This window comes from Chryseobacterium sp. CFS2, from assembly GCF_036543225.1.
Classification (GTDB): Bacteria; Bacteroidota; Bacteroidia; order Flavobacteriales; family Weeksellaceae; genus Chryseobacterium; species Chryseobacterium culicis_A.
Map to the genome: position 1 here is coordinate 55,208 of NZ_JAZHQU010000002.1, position 17,028 is coordinate 72,235.

A 17,028-nucleotide genomic window follows, 5' to 3' on the forward strand; every position below is an offset into this window, starting at 1 on the left:
TTTATGTATTAAATTTGGCTTACAAAACCAGCACCCTTCCACAAAATTTCCTTGTCTGTTCCGTCAACTGCAGTGAATAGTTCCAAAAACATCTACAACTTGCTATTTTCCATCTACATAAGAAGCAAAAAACAGATATTTATATTATTTAATTTCCTATATTAGTGATATAATTTTCGCGAAATTATAAACAGTAAAACGTAACTATTAACACCAAAAATCAAAGTCATGAACAAGAACAATCCAGTGCTGAAAAAAGCACAAAAATTAGGAAGAGATCAACAAAAATCGGTAATGGGAGGTGCTCCAATCTCAACAGGCAGAAGATGCTGCGAATGGGATGACGCAGGAAACTGCTATATCTGGACATGTGACAGATGCCAATGCCCATAATAAAAAACGAAAGCCTGCTTTTTCAAGCAGGCTTTCTTATTCGGTTTAGTTATATAAATTATAAACAAAGAATCCCAAAGCAAGCTTTGGGATTCTTTTTATGGTATAAGCAAATATTATCTGCTTGCAATATCGATGTAGTTTCTTTCCTGAGCACCTTGGTAAACCTGTCTTGGTCTTCCGATCGGGTCTCCTTTCAGTCTCATTTCTTTCCACTGAGAAATCCATCCTGGAAGTCTTCCTAATGCAAACATTACAGTAAACATTTCTGTAGGAATTCCTAACGCTCTGTAGATGATTCCTGAATAGAAATCTACGTTTGGATATAGCTTTCTTTCTACGAAGTATTCGTCTTCAAGCGCTACTCTTTCTAACTGCATAGCAATGTCAAGAGCTTTATCCTGGATTCCTAATGCGGTAAGGATATCATCAGCAGCTTTTTTGATAATTTTCGCTCTTGGGTCGAAGTTTTTGTAAACTCTGTGTCCGAATCCCATTAGACGGAAGTTATCACTCTTATCTTTCGCTTTAGCAACATATTTAGATACGTCACCTCCATCTTTTTCGATCAATTCAAGCATTTCGATTACTGCCTGGTTAGCTCCACCGTGAAGTGGTCCCCAAAGTGCAGAAACCCCTGCAGAGATAGAAGCGAAAAGACCTGTGTGAGCAGAACCTACCATTCTTACTGTAGAAGTAGAACAGTTTTGTTCGTGGTCTGCGTGAAGAATTAATAATTTATCTAAAGCACCTACAACTACCGGATCGATTTCGAAATCAGCATTTGGTAATCTGAATGCCATTTTGTAGAAGTTCTCTACGTAGTTTAGGTTGTTATCCCCGTGGTTTAATGGTAAACCTTGAGTTTTTCTGTAAGTCCAAGCACAAAGGTGAGAGAACTTAGCGATCATCAGCTCTGCAGCGTGATCCATTTCTTCTTTAGAGTTTACGTTAACTGCCTTTGGGTTGAAAGCGGTCAATGCAGAAGTCATAGAAGATAAAACTCCCATAGGGTGAGCAGAGCGAGGAAAAACATCAATGATCTTTTTCATTTCGTCTGCGATGAAGTTATATTTTTTAATGTTGTTGTCGAATGAAGTAAACTGATCCTGAGTAGGTAATTCTCCATGTAATAAAAGATACATTACTTCAGTGAAGTTAGATTTTTCAGCAATCTGCTCGATTGGATAACCTCTGTAGAATAATTCTCCTTTATCTCCGTCTAAGTAAGTGATGTCGCTAATAGTAGCTCCTGTATTTTTGTAACCTAAATCCAGAGTGATCAAACCTGTCTGGTCTCTTAATTTTGAAATATCAATCCCTCTGTCTCCGATAGTACTATCCACGATAGGATATTCATATGAATTACCGTCGTAATTCAATATTACTTTGTTGTCTGACATTATTTATTTATTTTTTTTAAATATACCACTTTCCATAAAATACGGCAAACTAAAAATTTCGCTTGCCGTTATTTATAAATTCGATTAATTATCTTTTGATTTTAAATGCTTCCAATCCTGGGAAAATTGCAGTTTCACCTAAAGCTTCTTCAATTCTCAATAACTGGTTGTATTTTGCCATTCTGTCTGATCTTGAAGCAGAACCTGTTTTGATCTGTCCACAGTTCATTGCTACTGCTAAATCAGCGATTGTAGAATCTTCAGTTTCTCCTGATCTGTGAGACATTACTGAAGTGAACTTGTTGTTCTGAGCCATTTGTACAGCAGCCATTGTTTCAGAAAGAGAACCGATCTGGTTTACTTTTACAAGGATTGAGTTGGCAATATTTTCTTTTACTCCTCTGGATAGTCTTTCTACGTTGGTTACGAATAAGTCATCTCCTACCAGCTGTACTCTGTCACCGATTTTATCAGTTAACATTTTCCAACCTTCCCAGTCGTTTTCCTGCATACCATCTTCGATAGAAATGATTGGATATTTTGCAGCCAGTTCCGCTAAGTAAGAAACCTGCTCGCTGCTTGAAAACTGAGCCGCATCCGGAGTCTGGAATTTTCTGTAATCATAAATTCCGTCCTTGTAGAATTCAGAAGCTGCACAGTCTAGTGCCAACATAATGTCATCACCTGGCTTATAACCTGCTTTTTCAATAGCTTGAAGTAAAGTATCCAAAGCATCTTCAGTTCCTTTGAAAGTAGGTGCAAAACCACCTTCGTCACCTACTGCAGTAGATAATCCTCTTGAATGAAGAATAGATTTAAGATTGTGGAAAATTTCAGTTCCTTTTCTCAATGCGTGAGAGAAAGAATCTGCTTTTACCGGCATGATCATGAATTCCTGGAATGCGATAGGAGCATCTGAGTGAGATCCACCATTGATTACATTCATCATTGGAACAGGAAGTGTATTGGCATTTACTCCTCCAACATATTTATAAAGAGGCATTCCCAATTCTGCAGCGGCAGCTCTGGCTACAGCCAAAGAAACCCCAAGAATAGCATTGGCACCAAGATTTCCTTTGTTAGGCGTTCCGTCAAGATCAATCATAATCTGATCGATATAGTTTTGTTCAAAAACCGGCTGGCCCACTAAATTCTCTGCAATTACTTCTTTAACATTTTCAACAGCTTTCAGAACTCCTTTCCCCTGATATTCTGAACCACCGTCACGTAATTCTACCGCCTCGTGTTCTCCTGTAGACGCTCCTGAAGGTACAGCTGCACGGCCCATTGCCCCGCTTTCTGTAAATACATCTACTTCAATGGTAGGATTTCCTCTGGAATCTAAAATCTGTCTTGCTTCTATGTAAGAAATTGCACTCATTTTTTATTTTTTTTAGTTTAGACAAATTTAATCAAAATTTAACTTTTAGGGGTATTTCACGGGATTTTTTTGAAATAAATCGAAGTTAAATTTTAGTTAATTTATATTATGATAATTCCACATTTTCTGGATCTTAAAAATAGAGGAACACTAAAAAAACTCACCTTAAAAAGTGAGCTTCTTTATACAATTATGATAAGCTATTTATTATTTTCTGGGCGAAGGAGAGAGAAGGCCAGCCAGAGCACCTATTGCTCCTGATGAAATGGTGGCAAAGATGGTGACCAGCTGATTATCTTTGGCGGATCCGTCATTCCAGTAAGCAATGAGAATAAGTCCTGCAATAATAGCAATGACTGCCAGCCCAAGCATCAGTACAATAATCCTGTAGATCCAATAGTCTGTATCTTTAGGATTTCTTATTTCTACATTTTTAATCGCTTCTATAGGATTTGTTTTGAACTTCTGCTGAAGATCACTGTTGTTTTTTAAAGCAGCTTCTAAATCTCCAATACTGTCGTTAATGAGAGTTTTCATGGCTTTTAATTTTATATATCAAATTTCCCTCTAAAAAATGTACCTGTCAAGTACACAAAAGGGTAATTTATTTATACTATTATTTTAAAAACCAGATAAGTTCCGGAGTTGTCAGAAACGATATTGCATTCGCCAGACAATTCACTCATTCTTCTTTTCATATTCCGGAGACCATTTCCTTCTTTCTGATCCTGTGAAATCCCAGTTCCGTTATCAGAAATTTTTATGGAAAAGGTATTTTCTTCCTGCAAAAATGAAAGTTTCAAAGTACTTGCATGACTGTGTTTATAGACATTATTAACGGCTTCTTTTAAACAGAGAAAAAGATTACGCCTCATTTCAGTGGAAAGGGATGTTTCTGCAATGATATTTTCATATTCCGAGTATACCACGATTTTTGTTTTCTTTAGAAAATTTCCGGTATAAAGGACAGCATAATCAACAAAGCTTCCTAATGTATCATTTCCTGAGTTCAGACTCCAGAGCATTTCCCGCATGGAGATATTCATTTCCTCAGAAGTTTTCAAGAGCTCATCAATATCACTTTGCAGATCATCATCTTCAGCTTTCTGTTTCAGAAATTCTGCCTGAAGCTTCAATGCCGAAATTCCTGCTCCAAGATCATCATGCATATCGTGGGAAATACGTTCCCGTTCCTGTTCCAGCACTTTCTGTTTTTCGAGTTCTTTTTGAAGGAGCTGGTTCTGGTGTTCGGATTCTTTGAGCTGTTGTTCTTTTAGGTATAAAAGCTGCTTTCTGTTGTACATCAATACAACAAAAATTGTAAAAGCAACCAACAGCACAACCAAAAGTAATGCTATAAAAAAAATAAGCTTTATTTCTGAAGGCAAAGACTTCATTTTTTATTCATCAGTTTATATTTATGCAAGGCTTATATTTATGCAAGGCAATATAAAATAAGCCACAGCATACGATATTGATTATATTTAATATTTGTTTCAGCAGTTTTAGAAACGGTTTATCAATTTCATTCAGCAGATACATTGGAATAATTCTGAAAAGAAAAAAACAGCTCCATAAAAGTAGCGAGGTTGAGATCCAAAATACGGGATCTTCTGTAATTTTCGATTTACTGATATTGTTTAATTTATAACTGCACCAATACAATACCTGCAGTATATTGATTACACAATACGTGATCGCCATATTCAAATTGTATTTATCCATATAAAAAAGTTCAATATTCCATAATATTGCGATTAAAACAATGGCAGATATGGCAACTGCAATCTTTTTATTGCTGGTGTATCGAAAATAAAAGATGATAAAATAAAAACTATTGAAGACATTCAGATAATTATACTGAATTGATTTTGTTAAAATAATATTAGTCTCTGAAAAGAAATCTACAACAAAATTTACGATTAAATACAACAAAAAATAGTCTTGAGAGGATAATTTTCTTCCTCTCAAAACTATTATACCTTTTATTACAACAATAAAAGAAATTATATAGTAAGCTGTAATAAGCATTTTATGGCTCCAGACTTCCCTGATCGTAATATGGAAATTCTCTGCTAAATAATTGTTTGTTGTTATCTGCCGGCATAGCAGCCAGATATACTGACTCTTTTTCGGTTGCGGAACTTAACGTCTTTTTTCGGCCAATACACGGTATGAAATTAATTCTGGTAACCGTTTTTTGAAGACAGCCTTCCAGATACATATGGATTCTATCGATGTACTGTTTAACAAGAATCAAATCATAGCATATAGAGTTGGCTACATACCGATCACTTGATGCTCCACTGAGGGTTCCGCCTAAGGGTGTTCTATCAAAATCACCAAAACCTGATACATTAACTTCATAATAGGTTTCCAGATTAAAGACAAAATAATGTTTATCAGTTGTGACATTTTCAGGCTCATTATGGAAGGAAAGGGTTGCATACAAATATCCTTTCATACTGTTCAAAAATAATTGATTTGCGGGGAGCATTCTAGAAAATTCACCGACGGTACTATCTGTAATTTCTCTAAAAGAGATCTTCATTTTGGTATAACCATCATTCAAATGGTTTCTAACAAGGGTTTCAAATAAACGGAAGTCAATATACAGCTCCTGTGCAAGGTTGGGAGCTCGCTGCTGGAATACTCCACTGTTTACCCGAAATTCTTCATCCCCAATAGGATGTGTTACAAAAAAGATGATACCATTCTTTGTAATATATTCCTTTATCCATTGTTCCCTTTCTGTAAACTCAGCCATTTCATAGAAATCTTTAATTGTTCCGGCTTTCTGCATTGCAATGATGGTTGCTTCCAGTGCACATTTAAAATCATACAATTCTTTTTCCATAGTTTTTAGTTTTTTGATTGATTAAATTTATTAACGGCCTCCACTTTGTTGTTTACGTGAAGTTTTCTGTAAATATTTCCTACATGTTTTTTTACGGTATCAATGCTGATGAATTTCTGATCTGCAATCTCTTTGTAGAGCAGCCCTTGTGAAAGAAGTTCAAGAATTTCTTTTTCGCGTTCCGTAAGTTCATCAAAGCCTTTTATTTCCGGAAGTTTTTTTTCGAAATGCATCAATACCCTTCTTGCAATTGAGAAACTCATAGGAGCCCCTCCATGATACACATCCCGTATAGAAGAAAGAATCTTATCCATACTTTCTCCTTTTACCAGGTATCCCATTGCGCCAGCTTTTAAAGAATTAAAGATTTTTTCATCATCATCAAAACTGGTACACATGATAAACTGTGTATTGGGCATTTCTTTTCGGAGTTTTTCTATGATTTCGATTCCGAGCATATCCTGTAGCTGGATATCCATCATTACTACATCAGGGGAAATATCAGGGAGATTCATCATGGCATCATTCCCATCAAAGAACTGAGCAATTACTTTCATATCCTTCTGATAATTGATGACCTTCTTCAACGCATTGTTGTAGTTTTTTTCGTCTTCTACTATGGCTATGGAAATGCTCATGACTTTGTTTGTTTGAAGCAAATTTCAACAGAAAACAATTTGAAATCAATTACACCTTTGTGTAATATTCGTGTTTGAGTTTGCCGTGATGGTTTCAGTCTTTTAGTTTTATTAAATTTAATCAATTTTCCACTTAGAAACAATACAATACTAATTATTTCACAATAAATTAAAACAAAAACAATTAAATATTAATACATATCATAAAATCAATCGTTATTTCACAAGTTGATCAAGAATAGGATGATCAATACTGCTTATAGTAGGATGAAAGTCAATCTGTTCAAAGATTTGAATGAGGTTTTTACCTTTTTTCAGCCATACTCCAGGAATGTAAAGTGTTTGTTGGGGCCCTGCAGTACTCCAGTATCTTCCTGCATTTTTTCCGTTGATGAAAACAATGCCCTTTCCAAAATTTCTCATATCAAGAAAAGTATCTCCCGTTTCATCAAGGGTAAATTCAGCTTCCTGAATTACAGGTGAATGGTCTGCAATATCCTTATTTTTAAAATGATGTTTAGGAAAAGTATCAAATGGTAAAGGAAGCATTTCCCAGTTTCCAACCATCTCAATCCCGTTCATTTTCACAGGGCTTATAATTCCTTTTAGATTATGAACAATCTCTGCTCCGTAATTAATCCTACCCATATTTTCCACCAGAATTTCCAGTCGGTCTCCTGATTTTATTTCAAGATCGAGATCATACTTTTTATGTATCCTGTTCATCTCTCCTTTCCATTTTCCATTGATGTAGATATTCGCATAATCCCGCAATCCTTTTATCTCTAGTTTTCCTTTCTGATCTTTATCAAACTTTCTTCTGTAGAGCATATATCCGTTTCCAAGATTCAGATCTTCAAATGTGAGCGGCTTGTCACTTATAACGGGTTTCTGATGATCGGTAAGATCAAAAAGACAGTTTACTTTTGAAAATTCAATTGCTGGAATCGTAATAACTTTGACTGGCTTTGGAACGTCAGGAAGTTTATGCTTGTTTATTTTTTGAAAAATTTCTCTCAAAGCATTGTATTTAGAGGTAGCCCATCCTGCTTCACTTATGGGAGCATCATAATCATAGCTGGTAAGATCCGGCTGGATGTCATGATCCTTATCGTAATTGGCACCGCTCGTAAACCCAAAGTTGGTTCCCCCATGAATCATATAATAATTAAAAGAAATACCATTTTCTATATACAGCTTTGTTTGCTTTACGACTTCTTCTGTTGAAACCTTAACAAAAGGTTCTGCCCAATGATCCAGCCAACCCGGATAATATTCTGCTACCATGTAGGGACCTTTCCCTCCATTATATTCATTGATACTTTTCTTTAAAACATCAATATCACTCTCTCCATTTGCTGTGGGTAAAGCACCTTCAATAGAACCTCCTTTAAAAAGTGAACTCCCGTCTGAAGTAAATAACGGCACTGAAATTCCGTTTTTCAATAGCATTTCTTTGATCTTATGGCTGTATTTCCTGTGCTCTTCAAGAGGAATATCTTTTCTCTGAGCTGCATATGATCCAAATTCATTTTCTGCCTGCACCATAATCACAGGGCCTCCATTATTAATCTGCAGCGGTACAATCTGTTTTGCCAACTGATGGATGTATTTATTACATTCTTCTAAAAAGGATTTATTATCTCTTCTTATTTCAAGGTCTTTATTCTTTTGCAGCCACCATGGATATCCGCCAAATTCCCACTCTGCACAAACATAAGGTCCCGGGCGGATGATAACATATAAACCTACTTCCTGGGCTGTTTTTATAAACTTCTGCAAATTTTTCTCGCCTGAAAAATTCCATTTCCCCGGGGCTTCTTCATGATAATTCCAAAAAACATAAGTGGTCACTGTATTCAAACCCATGGCTTTCATCATCTGCATACGATGCTTCCAGTATTCTGACGGAACTCTTGGATAATGCATTTCTCCGGAATAAATCGTGAAAGGTTTTCCATTTAAGAAGAAATGTCCATCTTTGATTTCAAAATTTCTCTTTTGTGAAAACATAGTATTCAAGGAGAAAAATAAAAGAAATATGCATAAATAACGGTTAAAATTTCTCATATTGTAAGGCATGATTTTTGTAAAATTAAAGTATAAAAATCATATTGAATATCAAATAATATAATCATGAAAAAAAGTCTTTTAGCATTAGGTGCTGTACTTGCATTGGCTGTAGTGAGCTGTAAAAAAAGTGAAAGCGGAAACAAAAGCATTATCAAAACAGACAGTTCAGAAACTGTAATTACAGATAGCAACGGAAAAATAGATTCTGTGACTCAAAGTTCATCAACAGTAGATGTAAATGGCAAAAAAATTGAAAAAACAGATTTTGTTTATAAAGCAACAGATGGTACTTTGGTAAAGGTTGTTTTCAAAAACGATCCGAAAGAAAGTACAGTAGCTATTACCAGCAATAAGAAAACATTCACGCTGCCAAAAACAGAAACAAAGGGTGATGAAACAATTTACAAGAAAGATGATATGACTGCACACGTAAAAGGAGACAGCCTTCACCTTGAACAGGGTAATAATATTATTGAGCTGAAAAGAACGAAAATTTAATAAGATCTTGTTCTTTGATTATAAAACAAAAAAACCATCCGGAATCCGGATGGTTTTTATTTATATCTGAATGAATATTATTCTTCAGTTTTTTCTTCAGTAGTATCAGCTTTAGCTTCTTCTACTTTCTCTTCTACTGCAGGAGCTTCAGCAACTACTGCTTCAGCTTTTTTAGGTGCAGCAGTTGATCTTCTGCTTCTTCTTGTAGCTTTTTTCTCTTCAGCATTAGGGTTGTAAAGCTCGTTGAAATCTACTAATTCGATAAGAGCCATATCAGCAGCATCACCTGGTCTGAAACCTGTCTTAATGATTCTTGTATAACCACCGTTTCTTTCAGCGATTTTAGGAGCTACAGTTCTGAATAATTCAGCAACCGCAAATTTATTTTGAAGGTAAGAGAATACTACTCTTCTGTTATGTGTAGTATCTTCTTTTGCTTTTGTTAATAGAGGCTCAACATATACTCTTAAAGCTTTAGCTTTAGCTACAGTAGTGTTGATTCTTTTATGCTCAATTAGAGAACAAGCCATATTAGAAAGTAAAGCACTTCTGTGAGAAGCTGTTCTTCCTAAGTGATTGAATTTTTTACCGTGTCTCATTATTAATTATTTATCAGCGTCTAACTTATATTTTGCAACGTCGAAACCGAAGTTAAGACCTTTTGAATGCACTAATTCTTCTAGTTCTGTCAAAGATTTTTTACCAAAATTTCTGAATTTCATCAAATCAGACTTACTGTAAGAAACCAATTCTCCAAGAGTTTCTACTTCAGCTGCTTTCAGACAGTTAAGGGCTCTTACAGAAAGATCCATATCTGCTAATTTAGACTTAAGAAGTTGTCTTGTGTGAAGAGTTTCTTCATCGTACTGGATAGATGCTTTTACAGCTTCTGTTTCAAGCGTAATTCTCTCATCAGAGAATAACATGAAGTGATAAATTAATATCTTAGAAGCTTCAGTTAAAGCATTCTGAGGGCTGATAGACCCGTCAGTTTCTATATCTAATACAAGTTTTTCGTAGTCTGTTTTTTGCTCTACACGATAATTTTCAATGCTGTATTGTACTTTCTTGATCGGCGTGAAAATAGAGTCAATGGCAATAGTTCCTACAGGAGCATTGTTTGACTTATTTTGTTCTGAAGGAACATATCCTCTACCTTTTTCAATATTGAAAGTAATTTCGAAAGTTACATCAGTATTTAGGTTACAAATCATTAAATCCGGGTTTAATACCTCGAATCCGTTGATCGATTTTCCTAAATCACCAGCAGTAATGATCGTTTGACCTGAAACTTTAGCAACAACCTGCTCGTTAGCCTGGCCTTCTGCTGAAGCTTTTAATCTTACCTGCTTAAGGTTAAGAATAATTTCGGTAACGTCTTCGATTACTCCTGGAATAGTTGAAAATTCGTGCTCTACACCTTCTATTTTGATAGATGAAATAGCGTATCCTTCCAGAGAAGAAAGCAACACTCTTCTCAAAGCATTACCGATTGTAAGCCCGAAACCTGGTTCTAAAGGTCTGAATTCAAATTGACCTTTAAATTCATCAGAGTTAAGTAAAATTACTTTATCGGGTTTTATGAATTGTAAAATTGCCATATTATTGGGTTGAGCAAAAATTTGATTAAAAAATTATTTAGAGTAAAGTTCGACGATAAGGTTCTCCTTAATGTCCTCCGGAATTTGGATTCTTTCTGGAGCAGAAATGAAGGTACCTTCTTTCTTCTCATCGTTGAATTGTAACCACTCATAGTTTGACTTAGAAGCCAATGCATTGGTAACAACTTCAAGAGACTTAGACTTTTCTCTTACAGTGATTACATCACCAGCTTTTACCAAGTAAGAAGGGATATTAAGAATTTCTCCGTTCACAGTGATGTGTCTGTGAGAAACTAATTGTCTTGCACCAGATCTAGTTTTAGCAAACCCTAATCTGTATACAACGTTATCCAATCTTGATTCACAAAGTTGTAATAGAACTTCACCTGTTACTCCTTTGCTTCTGTGTGCTTTTTCAAATAAGTTAGCAAACTGTCTTTCTAAGATACCGTAAGTATATTTAGCTTTTTGTTTTTCAGCCAACTGAACTGCGTATTCTGATTTTTTAGCACCTCTTCTTTTGTTAGGACCGTGTTGTCCTGGCGGTTGGTTTTTTCTTTTTTCGAAGTTTTTATCATCTCCGTAGATTGCAGCACCAAACTTTCTAGCAATCTTAGTTTTAGGTCCAATATATCTTGCCATAATGGGTAAATTCTAAAAATTAAACTCTTCTTCTTTTTGGTGGTCTACATCCGTTGTGTGGCATAGGAGTCACGTCAACGATTTCTGAAACTTCAATCCCTGAATTGTGGATAGATCTGATAGCAGATTCTCTACCTGCACCTGGACCTTTCACAAACACCTTTACTCTTCTTAAACCAGCTTCGTGAGCTACAGCAGAGCAATTTTCAGCTGCCATCTGAGCAGCAAATGGAGTATTCTTTTTAGAACCTCTGAAACCCATTTTACCGGCAGAAGCCCAAGAGATAACCTCTCCGTTTTTATTTGTTAAAGAAATGATGATGTTATTGAAAGAAGCCTGAATATGCGCTTCACCAATAGCTTCAACTTTTACTTTTCTCTTCTTAACTACTTTAGTTTGTTTTGCCATAATTCCTAACGATTATTTACTAGCTTTTTTCTTGTTAGCAACAGTTTTTCTCTTTCCTTTTCGGGTTCTAGAGTTGTTTTTCGTTCTCTGGCCTCTTAAAGGTAATCCAAGTCTGTGACGTATTCCTCGTTGGCATCCTATGTCCATCAATCTCTTGATGTTCAATTGCACTTCAGATCTTAATTCTCCTTCAACTTTTACGTTTTCTAAGATATAAGTTCTGATTGCAGCCAATTCATCGTCATTCCATTCGTTGACTTTTTTGTCTTCGCTGATACCGGCAGCTTTAAGGATTTCAGAAGAAGTACTTCTTCCAACTCCGTAGATGTAAGTTAAACCGATAACTCCTCTTTTGTTTTTTGGTAAATCAATACCTGCAATTCTCGCCATAATTTAATTAACCTTGTCTTTGTTTAAATTTTGGGTTCTTCTTGTTGATTACGAACAGTACACCTTTTCTGCGTACGATTTTGCAATCAGCGCTTCTTTTTTTAATTGATGCTCTTACTTTCATTTTGATAGTATTTATTTTTTACAAATGCCAAATGGAATGAGAATTCCATTTGGCTAAATGTTTTTAATATCTAAATGTGATCCTCCCTTTCGTTAAATCATAGGGAGACATTTCTAGTTTTACCTTATCACCAGGTAAAAGTTTAATATAATGCATTCTCATTTTACCAGAAATATGAGCAATAAGAATATGCCCATTTTCAAGTTCTACACGGAACTGAGCGTTCGAAAGTGCTTCCGTTATAACGCCGTCTTGTTCAATATGTTTTTGTTTTGCCATAAATTAATATCCAGTCGTTCTAGACAGTTTAGACTGCATTAAACCATCATAATGATGATTCAGCAGATAAGTATTAATCTGTTGAACTGTATCTAAAATTACACCTACCATAATTAATAGGGACGTTCCCCCGAAAAATAGGGCAAACGCATCTGTCTGAACAAAGCTTCCATGCACAATTGCTGGAAGGACTGCAAAGATAGATAAAAAAATTGCACCTGGCAAGGTAATTTTTGATAAAATATCATCTAAGTAATCTGCTGTCTCTTTACCGGGTCTTACTTTCGGTACTAAACCTCCATTTCTCTTCAAATCATCAGCCATCTGGTTTACCGGAATTGTAATTGCAGTATAGAAAAACGAGAAGATAATAATTAATAGCGCAAACAATACATTGTACTGCCAGCTAAAAACATTCTTGAAACCTGCAAGAAAAGTGTTAGACTCATCGAATTTTGTTAATAATCCTGGTACGAACATCAATGCCTGAGCAAAGATAATCGGCATTACACCAGCAGCATTTACTTTCAATGGAATCCATTGTCTTGCTCCCTGCATAAGATTTTTGTTTACACCTCCTCTTGCTTGAGCTCTGCTTACATACTGAATTGGAATTTTTCTAACAGCAACCGATAAGATTACTGCGAGAAGAACTACCACCATCCAGAATAATACTTCAATAAGGATCATGATAGATCCCATTCCTCCTTTACCGTTCTGCACGGCCATCTCCTGTACGAATGCCTCAGGTAATCTTGAAAGGATTCCCACCATAATAAGGATAGAAATACCATTTCCGATACCTTTATCGGTAATCTTTTCACCTAGCCACATTGCAAATACTGAACCGGCAACCAAAATAACGATACTTGGCAACCAGAACATGATTGAATTTGGCTCTACATAGTATGCAGACTGGAACTGAGCATATGGTAAGAATAATTGAGTAATAGAAGTTAAGTAAGAAGGTGCCTGTACCAGACAAACTCCAATCGTTAACCATCTTGTAATTTGGTTCAATGTATTTCTACCTGACTCTCCATCTTTCTGAAGCTTCTGAAGATAAGGAATAGCCATCCCCATCAACTGAACAATAATAGAAGCAGAAATATAAGGCATGATCCCTAACGCCATTACGGAAGCGTGGCTGAAAGCTCCCCCCGTAAACGACGAAAGCAAGCCAAGGAGACCTGCTCCTTGCTTGTTACCGCCTTGATTTTTATAATGCTCTAAGAGATCTCCCACCTCTGCAAGGTTAATTGCAGGAAGTGAGATATAAGATGCGAATCTATACACAAGGATAATACCTAAAGTGAAGAGAATTTTATCTCTCAATTCTTTAAGACTCCAAATATTTTTAAGTGTTTGTATAAATTCTTTCATTAGTAAGTATTATAAGGTAATTGCTTTTCCACCTGCCTTAGCAATAAGCTCTTCAGCAGATTTCGTGAATTTATCAGCAGAGATTGAAACCGCAGATTTCAATTCTCCTCTACCCATAATTTTCACTAATTCGTTTTTAGAAACGATCCCGTTTGCTACTAAAACTTCTTTCGTGATCTCTCCAGTGATGGATTTGTTCTCGATTAAAGTTTGGATAGTATCAAGGTTAACACCTCTAAACTCTTTTCTGTTTACGTTTTTGAATCCGAATTTAGGTAATCTTCTTTGTAAAGGCATCTGTCCACCTTCGAAACCGATCTTCTGAGAATAACCAGCTCTAGCTTTCTGACCTTTGTGTCCTTTTGTTGAAGTACCTCCTTTTCCTGTACCTTGACCTCTACCAATTCTTTTTGAGTTGAAAGTAGATCCTGCAGCAGGTTGTATGTTATTTAAATTCATTTTAATTTCTCTTTTATAAAATTATTTTTGAACTTCTAGTAAGTGACCTACAGCAGCTATCATTCCTAAGATAGAAGGAGTAGCTTCATGCTCTACAACTTGGTGAAGTTTTTTTAATCCTAATGCTTCAAGCGTTCTCTTTTGGGTTTTTGTTCTACCAATAGCGCTTCTTACTTGCTTTACTTTAATTGTTGCCATTGTTTTATTATTAACCGTTAAACACTTTACTTAGAGAAACTCCTCTCATTCTAGCGATCTCTTCAGGTCTTCTGATATCCAATAACGCTTTGAAAGTAGCTTTCACCACGTTGTGAGGGTTAGAAGATCCTTTAGATTTTGAAAGGATATCGTGAATACCAGCTGATTCCAATACCGCTCTTACCGCACCACCGGCGATAAGTCCTGTACCGTGAGAAGCAGGTCTTAAGAAGATATCTGCACCACCGTATCTAGCAGTAGTTTGGTGAGGAATAGTATGGTTCATTACAGGAACTTTCACAAGGTTTTTCTTAGCGTCTTCAACTGCTTTAGCAATTGCAGAAGCAACCTCTTTAGATTTTCCTAAACCGAAACCGATAATACCTTCTTCATTTCCTACTACAACAATAGCAGAAAATCCGAAAGCTCTACCCCCTTTAGTTACTTTTGTTACTCTGTTAACAGCTACGAGACGATCTTTTAATTCTAATCCTCCCGGTTTTACTCTTTCTATATTATCTAGTCCTAACATATTTTCCGAAATTTAATGATTAGAATTTAAGTCCTCCTTCTCTCGCACCATCAGCTAGAGCTTTTACTCTACCGTGATATACGAAACCGTTTCTGTCAAATACAATACTTTCGATTCCTGCAGCGATAGCTTTAGCAGCGATAGCTTTACCAACAGCAGCAGAAACTTCAGTCTTAGTACCTTTAGCGTCTACACCTTTCTCTCTAGAAGAAGCTGATGCTAAAGTTTTACCATTTTTATCGTCGATTAACTGAGCGTAAATTTCCTTATTACTTTTGTATACAGATAATCTTGGCAATTCAGAAGATCCAGAGATTTTCCCTCTTACTCTTCTTTTGATTCTTATTCTTTTTTCTAATTTACTTAATGCCATAATACTTATAATTTATTAAGCAGATTTACCAGCTTTACGTCTAACAATTTCTCCTACGAATCTTACACCTTTTCCTTTGTATGGCTCAGGCTTTCTGAAAGAACGGATCTTTGCAGCTACCATTCCTAGAAGTTGGTTGTCGTGAGACGTTAAAGTAATAATTGGGTTTTTACCTTTTTCAGTCAATGTATCAACTTTTACTTCACTTGGAAGTTCTAATACGATACCGTGAGAGAATCCTAAAGCTAACTCAAGTTTTTGACCTGCGTGTGAAGCTCTATATCCTACCCCTACTAGTTCTAGTTTCTTTTCGAAACCTGTATTTACACCAACAATCATGTTGTTGATTAACGCTCTGTATAAACCGTGAAGCGCTTTGTGTTGTTTAGTATCAGATGGTCTGTTTACATTCAGTTCGCCATCTTTTTGTTCTACAGTAATTCCTGCTGTAAGCTCTTGAGAAAGTTCTCCTTTAGCTCCTTTTACAGTTACTACACCGTTGTTTTCAGTGATTGTAACTCCTGCTGGAATTGTTATAATTGCTTTACCAATTCTTGACATTTTCCTCTGATTAAAAATTAATAAACATAGCAGATTACTTCACCGCCTACTTTCTCTTCTCTAGCTTTCTTGTCAGTCATTACTCCTTTAGAAGTAGAGATGATAGAAATACCCAAACCGTTTAGTACTCTTGGAAGTTCAGTAGAACCTTTGTACTGTCTCAAACCTGGTCTAGAAGCTCTTTGAATAGACTTAATAGCAGGTTTGTTAGTTTGCTTATCGTACTTTAAAGCGATTTTGATCACTCCTTGAACAGCGTTATCTTCAAACTTGAAGTTTAAGATATACCCTTGATCAAATAGGATCTTAGTAATCTCCTTTTTGATTTTCGATGCAGGAATTTCCACCACTTTGTGGCCTGCGCTTTGTGCGTTCCTTACTCTAGTTAGGAAATCTGAAATTGGATCTGTTACCATTTTTCTTTTATAAATTATTGGTTAAAGAACAATCAGTATTGAAAAGACTTGAAGAGAAAAATATCAGACTTCAGAAAACTTCGGTCTGATATTTATTCTTTAGTATCTTGACAACTTAATTGTCCCGATTTTTAATTAGTAATTATTACCAACTAGCTTTTCTTACACCTGGGATAAGACCGTTGTTTGCCATTTCTCTGAAAGTTACTCTGGAAATACCAAACGTTCTCATGTATCCTCTTGGTCTACCTGTTAGTTTACATCTGTTGTGTAATCTTACAGGAGAAGCATTTTTAGGTAATTTTTGAAGTCCTTCGTAATCACCAGCTTCTTTAAGAGCTTGTCTTTTAGCAGCGTATTTAGCAACTAGTGCTTCTCTTTTGCGCTCACGCGCTTTCATTGATTCTTTAGCCATTTC

The 17,028-nt window shown here is 35.8% G+C and carries 24 protein-coding genes; 2 read left to right on the forward strand and 22 right to left on the reverse strand.

Going from position 1 to position 17,028, the window contains the following annotated elements:
- Window positions 1-228: 228 nt before the first annotated feature.
- Window positions 229-393 (forward strand): hypothetical protein, encoded by a 165-nt coding sequence (locus tag ODR02_RS03625; protein WP_158521335.1) that lies wholly within the window; start codon window positions 229-231, stop codon window positions 391-393.
- 116 nt (window positions 394-509) lie between these two features.
- Here ODR02_RS03625 and ODR02_RS03630 read toward each other — a convergent pair whose 3' ends face one another.
- From ODR02_RS03630 to ODR02_RS03660, 7 genes are all read right to left on the reverse strand, one after another.
- Window positions 510-1,796: a citrate synthase gene (locus tag ODR02_RS03630; protein ID WP_105683347.1), complete on the reverse strand. Its 1,287-nt coding sequence runs from the start codon at window positions 1,794-1,796 to the stop codon at window positions 510-512.
- 88 nt (window positions 1,797-1,884) lie between these two features.
- Window positions 1,885-3,177 (reverse strand): phosphopyruvate hydratase, encoded by a 1,293-nt coding sequence (gene eno / locus ODR02_RS03635; RefSeq protein ID WP_105683346.1) that lies wholly within the window; start codon window positions 3,175-3,177, stop codon window positions 1,885-1,887.
- A gap of 207 nt (window positions 3,178-3,384) precedes the next feature.
- Window positions 3,385-3,714 carry a hypothetical protein gene (locus tag ODR02_RS03640; RefSeq protein ID WP_209786158.1) on the reverse strand — a complete coding sequence of 110 codons (330 nt, stop codon included), beginning with the start codon at window positions 3,712-3,714 and terminating at the stop codon, window positions 3,385-3,387.
- Window positions 3,715-3,785: 71 nt separating this feature from the next.
- Window positions 3,786-4,574, reverse strand: a complete 789-nt coding sequence (locus ODR02_RS03645; RefSeq protein ID WP_309511650.1) for a sensor histidine kinase — start codon at window positions 4,572-4,574, stop codon at window positions 3,786-3,788.
- 635 nt (window positions 4,575-5,209) lie between these two features.
- A complete protein-coding gene (locus ODR02_RS03650; RefSeq protein WP_309511651.1) occupies window positions 5,210-6,034 on the reverse strand; it encodes a hypothetical protein in 825 nt (274 codons plus the stop codon).
- Window positions 6,035-6,039: 5 nt separating this feature from the next.
- Complete coding sequence (locus tag ODR02_RS03655) at window positions 6,040-6,672, reverse strand: response regulator transcription factor (protein WP_105683341.1); 633 nt, start codon at window positions 6,670-6,672, stop codon at window positions 6,040-6,042.
- A 216-nt stretch (window positions 6,673-6,888) separates the two neighbouring features.
- On the reverse strand, window positions 6,889-8,742 hold the full coding sequence (locus tag ODR02_RS03660; RefSeq protein WP_408914951.1) for a glycoside hydrolase family 35 protein: 1,854 nt from the start codon (window positions 8,740-8,742) through the stop codon (window positions 6,889-6,891).
- A 66-nt stretch (window positions 8,743-8,808) separates the two neighbouring features.
- On the opposite strand from ODR02_RS03660, the gene ODR02_RS03665 reads away from it, so the two are divergent.
- Complete coding sequence (locus ODR02_RS03665; protein ID WP_209786164.1) at window positions 8,809-9,243, forward strand: hypothetical protein; 435 nt, start codon at window positions 8,809-8,811, stop codon at window positions 9,241-9,243.
- 77 nt (window positions 9,244-9,320) lie between these two features.
- On the opposite strand, the gene rplQ is transcribed toward ODR02_RS03665, so the two are convergent.
- The 15 genes from rplQ to rpsN all read right to left on the reverse strand — a co-directional run bounded on the left by rplQ (window position 9,321) and on the right by rpsN (window position 17,025).
- On the reverse strand, window positions 9,321-9,842 hold the full coding sequence (gene rplQ / locus ODR02_RS03670; protein WP_047422412.1) for a 50S ribosomal protein L17: 522 nt from the start codon (window positions 9,840-9,842) through the stop codon (window positions 9,321-9,323).
- 6 nt (window positions 9,843-9,848) lie between these two features.
- Complete coding sequence (locus tag ODR02_RS03675) at window positions 9,849-10,844, reverse strand: DNA-directed RNA polymerase subunit alpha (RefSeq protein WP_089734595.1); 996 nt, start codon at window positions 10,842-10,844, stop codon at window positions 9,849-9,851.
- Between the two features lie 33 nt (window positions 10,845-10,877).
- Window positions 10,878-11,486 (reverse strand): 30S ribosomal protein S4, encoded by a 609-nt coding sequence (gene rpsD / locus ODR02_RS03680; RefSeq protein ID WP_047096812.1) that lies wholly within the window; start codon window positions 11,484-11,486, stop codon window positions 10,878-10,880.
- Window positions 11,487-11,505: 19 nt separating this feature from the next.
- Window positions 11,506-11,895 (reverse strand): 30S ribosomal protein S11, encoded by a 390-nt coding sequence (gene rpsK, locus ODR02_RS03685; protein WP_034694697.1) that lies wholly within the window; start codon window positions 11,893-11,895, stop codon window positions 11,506-11,508.
- 12 nt (window positions 11,896-11,907) lie between these two features.
- A complete protein-coding gene (gene rpsM, locus ODR02_RS03690) occupies window positions 11,908-12,285 on the reverse strand; it encodes a 30S ribosomal protein S13 (RefSeq protein ID WP_034694696.1) in 378 nt (125 codons plus the stop codon).
- A 7-nt stretch (window positions 12,286-12,292) separates the two neighbouring features.
- On the reverse strand, window positions 12,293-12,409 hold the full coding sequence (gene rpmJ, locus ODR02_RS03695; RefSeq protein WP_007839480.1) for a 50S ribosomal protein L36: 117 nt from the start codon (window positions 12,407-12,409) through the stop codon (window positions 12,293-12,295).
- Between the two features lie 63 nt (window positions 12,410-12,472).
- A complete protein-coding gene (infA, locus tag ODR02_RS03700) occupies window positions 12,473-12,688 on the reverse strand; it encodes a translation initiation factor IF-1 (RefSeq protein WP_034684855.1) in 216 nt (71 codons plus the stop codon).
- A 3-nt stretch (window positions 12,689-12,691) separates the two neighbouring features.
- Window positions 12,692-14,071, reverse strand: coding sequence for a preprotein translocase subunit SecY (gene secY, locus ODR02_RS03705; RefSeq protein WP_105683339.1), 1,380 nt, complete (start codon window positions 14,069-14,071; stop codon window positions 12,692-12,694).
- 9 nt (window positions 14,072-14,080) lie between these two features.
- On the reverse strand, window positions 14,081-14,530 hold the full coding sequence (gene rplO / locus ODR02_RS03710) for a 50S ribosomal protein L15 (protein WP_089734597.1): 450 nt from the start codon (window positions 14,528-14,530) through the stop codon (window positions 14,081-14,083).
- A gap of 21 nt (window positions 14,531-14,551) precedes the next feature.
- Window positions 14,552-14,728: a 50S ribosomal protein L30 gene (gene rpmD / locus ODR02_RS03715; protein WP_027371710.1), complete on the reverse strand. Its 177-nt coding sequence runs from the start codon at window positions 14,726-14,728 to the stop codon at window positions 14,552-14,554.
- A gap of 10 nt (window positions 14,729-14,738) precedes the next feature.
- A complete protein-coding gene (gene rpsE, locus ODR02_RS03720; RefSeq protein WP_045491132.1) occupies window positions 14,739-15,260 on the reverse strand; it encodes a 30S ribosomal protein S5 in 522 nt (173 codons plus the stop codon).
- Between the two features lie 19 nt (window positions 15,261-15,279).
- Window positions 15,280-15,633, reverse strand: coding sequence for a 50S ribosomal protein L18 (gene rplR, locus ODR02_RS03725; protein ID WP_034694689.1), 354 nt, complete (start codon window positions 15,631-15,633; stop codon window positions 15,280-15,282).
- Between the two features lie 15 nt (window positions 15,634-15,648).
- On the reverse strand, window positions 15,649-16,194 hold the full coding sequence (gene rplF, locus ODR02_RS03730) for a 50S ribosomal protein L6 (protein WP_105683337.1): 546 nt from the start codon (window positions 16,192-16,194) through the stop codon (window positions 15,649-15,651).
- Window positions 16,195-16,211: 17 nt separating this feature from the next.
- Window positions 16,212-16,610, reverse strand: coding sequence for a 30S ribosomal protein S8 (gene rpsH, locus ODR02_RS03735; RefSeq protein ID WP_047376575.1), 399 nt, complete (start codon window positions 16,608-16,610; stop codon window positions 16,212-16,214).
- A gap of 145 nt (window positions 16,611-16,755) precedes the next feature.
- A complete protein-coding gene (gene rpsN, locus ODR02_RS03740; protein ID WP_002983233.1) occupies window positions 16,756-17,025 on the reverse strand; it encodes a 30S ribosomal protein S14 in 270 nt (89 codons plus the stop codon).
- Window positions 17,026-17,028: the final 3 nt, after the last annotated feature.

What these genes read in the sequence shown, in the direction of transcription:
- ODR02_RS03675 (WP_089734595.1), bottom strand. Translation starts at nt 10,844, where the DNA reads ATGGCAATTTTACAATTCATAAAACCCGATAAAGTAATTTTACTTAAC.
- ODR02_RS03665 (WP_209786164.1), top strand. Translation starts at nt 8,809, where the DNA reads ATGAAAAAAAGTCTTTTAGCATTAGGTGCTGTACTTGCATTGGCTGTA.
- rpsN (WP_002983233.1), bottom strand. Translation starts at nt 17,025, where the DNA reads ATGGCTAAAGAATCAATGAAAGCGCGTGAGCGCAAAAGAGAAGCACTA.
- ODR02_RS03650 (WP_309511651.1), bottom strand. Translation starts at nt 6,034, where the DNA reads ATGGAAAAAGAATTGTATGATTTTAAATGTGCACTGGAAGCAACCATC.
- ODR02_RS03645 (WP_309511650.1), bottom strand. Translation starts at nt 4,574, where the DNA reads ATGAAGTCTTTGCCTTCAGAAATAAAGCTTATTTTTTTTATAGCATTA.
- rplQ (WP_047422412.1), bottom strand. Translation starts at nt 9,842, where the DNA reads ATGAGACACGGTAAAAAATTCAATCACTTAGGAAGAACAGCTTCTCAC.
- ODR02_RS03640 (WP_209786158.1), bottom strand. Translation starts at nt 3,714, where the DNA reads ATGAAAACTCTCATTAACGACAGTATTGGAGATTTAGAAGCTGCTTTA.
- rpsE (WP_045491132.1), bottom strand. Translation starts at nt 15,260, where the DNA reads ATGTTAGGACTAGATAATATAGAAAGAGTAAAACCGGGAGGATTAGAA.
- rpsH (WP_047376575.1), bottom strand. Translation starts at nt 16,610, where the DNA reads ATGGTAACAGATCCAATTTCAGATTTCCTAACTAGAGTAAGGAACGCA.
- ODR02_RS03625 (WP_158521335.1), top strand. Translation starts at nt 229, where the DNA reads ATGAACAAGAACAATCCAGTGCTGAAAAAAGCACAAAAATTAGGAAGA.
- rpsK (WP_034694697.1), bottom strand. Translation starts at nt 11,895, where the DNA reads ATGGCAAAACAAACTAAAGTAGTTAAGAAGAGAAAAGTAAAAGTTGAA.
- rplO (WP_089734597.1), bottom strand. Translation starts at nt 14,530, where the DNA reads ATGAATTTAAATAACATACAACCTGCTGCAGGATCTACTTTCAACTCA.
- rpmJ (WP_007839480.1), bottom strand. Translation starts at nt 12,409, where the DNA reads ATGAAAGTAAGAGCATCAATTAAAAAAAGAAGCGCTGATTGCAAAATC.
- rplR (WP_034694689.1), bottom strand. Translation starts at nt 15,633, where the DNA reads ATGGCATTAAGTAAATTAGAAAAAAGAATAAGAATCAAAAGAAGAGTA.
- ODR02_RS03630 (WP_105683347.1), bottom strand. Translation starts at nt 1,796, where the DNA reads ATGTCAGACAACAAAGTAATATTGAATTACGACGGTAATTCATATGAA.
- rplF (WP_105683337.1), bottom strand. Translation starts at nt 16,194, where the DNA reads ATGTCAAGAATTGGTAAAGCAATTATAACAATTCCAGCAGGAGTTACA.
- infA (WP_034684855.1), bottom strand. Translation starts at nt 12,688, where the DNA reads ATGGCAAAACAAAAACATATTGAACAAGACGGCGTTATAACGGAAGCA.
- secY (WP_105683339.1), bottom strand. Translation starts at nt 14,071, where the DNA reads ATGAAAGAATTTATACAAACACTTAAAAATATTTGGAGTCTTAAAGAA.
- ODR02_RS03660 (WP_408914951.1), bottom strand. Translation starts at nt 8,742, where the DNA reads ATGAGAAATTTTAACCGTTATTTATGCATATTTCTTTTATTTTTCTCC.
- rpmD (WP_027371710.1), bottom strand. Translation starts at nt 14,728, where the DNA reads ATGGCAACAATTAAAGTAAAGCAAGTAAGAAGCGCTATTGGTAGAACA.
- rpsM (WP_034694696.1), bottom strand. Translation starts at nt 12,285, where the DNA reads ATGGCGAGAATTGCAGGTATTGATTTACCAAAAAACAAAAGAGGAGTT.
- rpsD (WP_047096812.1), bottom strand. Translation starts at nt 11,486, where the DNA reads ATGGCAAGATATATTGGACCTAAAACTAAGATTGCTAGAAAGTTTGGT.
- ODR02_RS03655 (WP_105683341.1), bottom strand. Translation starts at nt 6,672, where the DNA reads ATGAGCATTTCCATAGCCATAGTAGAAGACGAAAAAAACTACAACAAT.
- eno (WP_105683346.1), bottom strand. Translation starts at nt 3,177, where the DNA reads ATGAGTGCAATTTCTTACATAGAAGCAAGACAGATTTTAGATTCCAGA.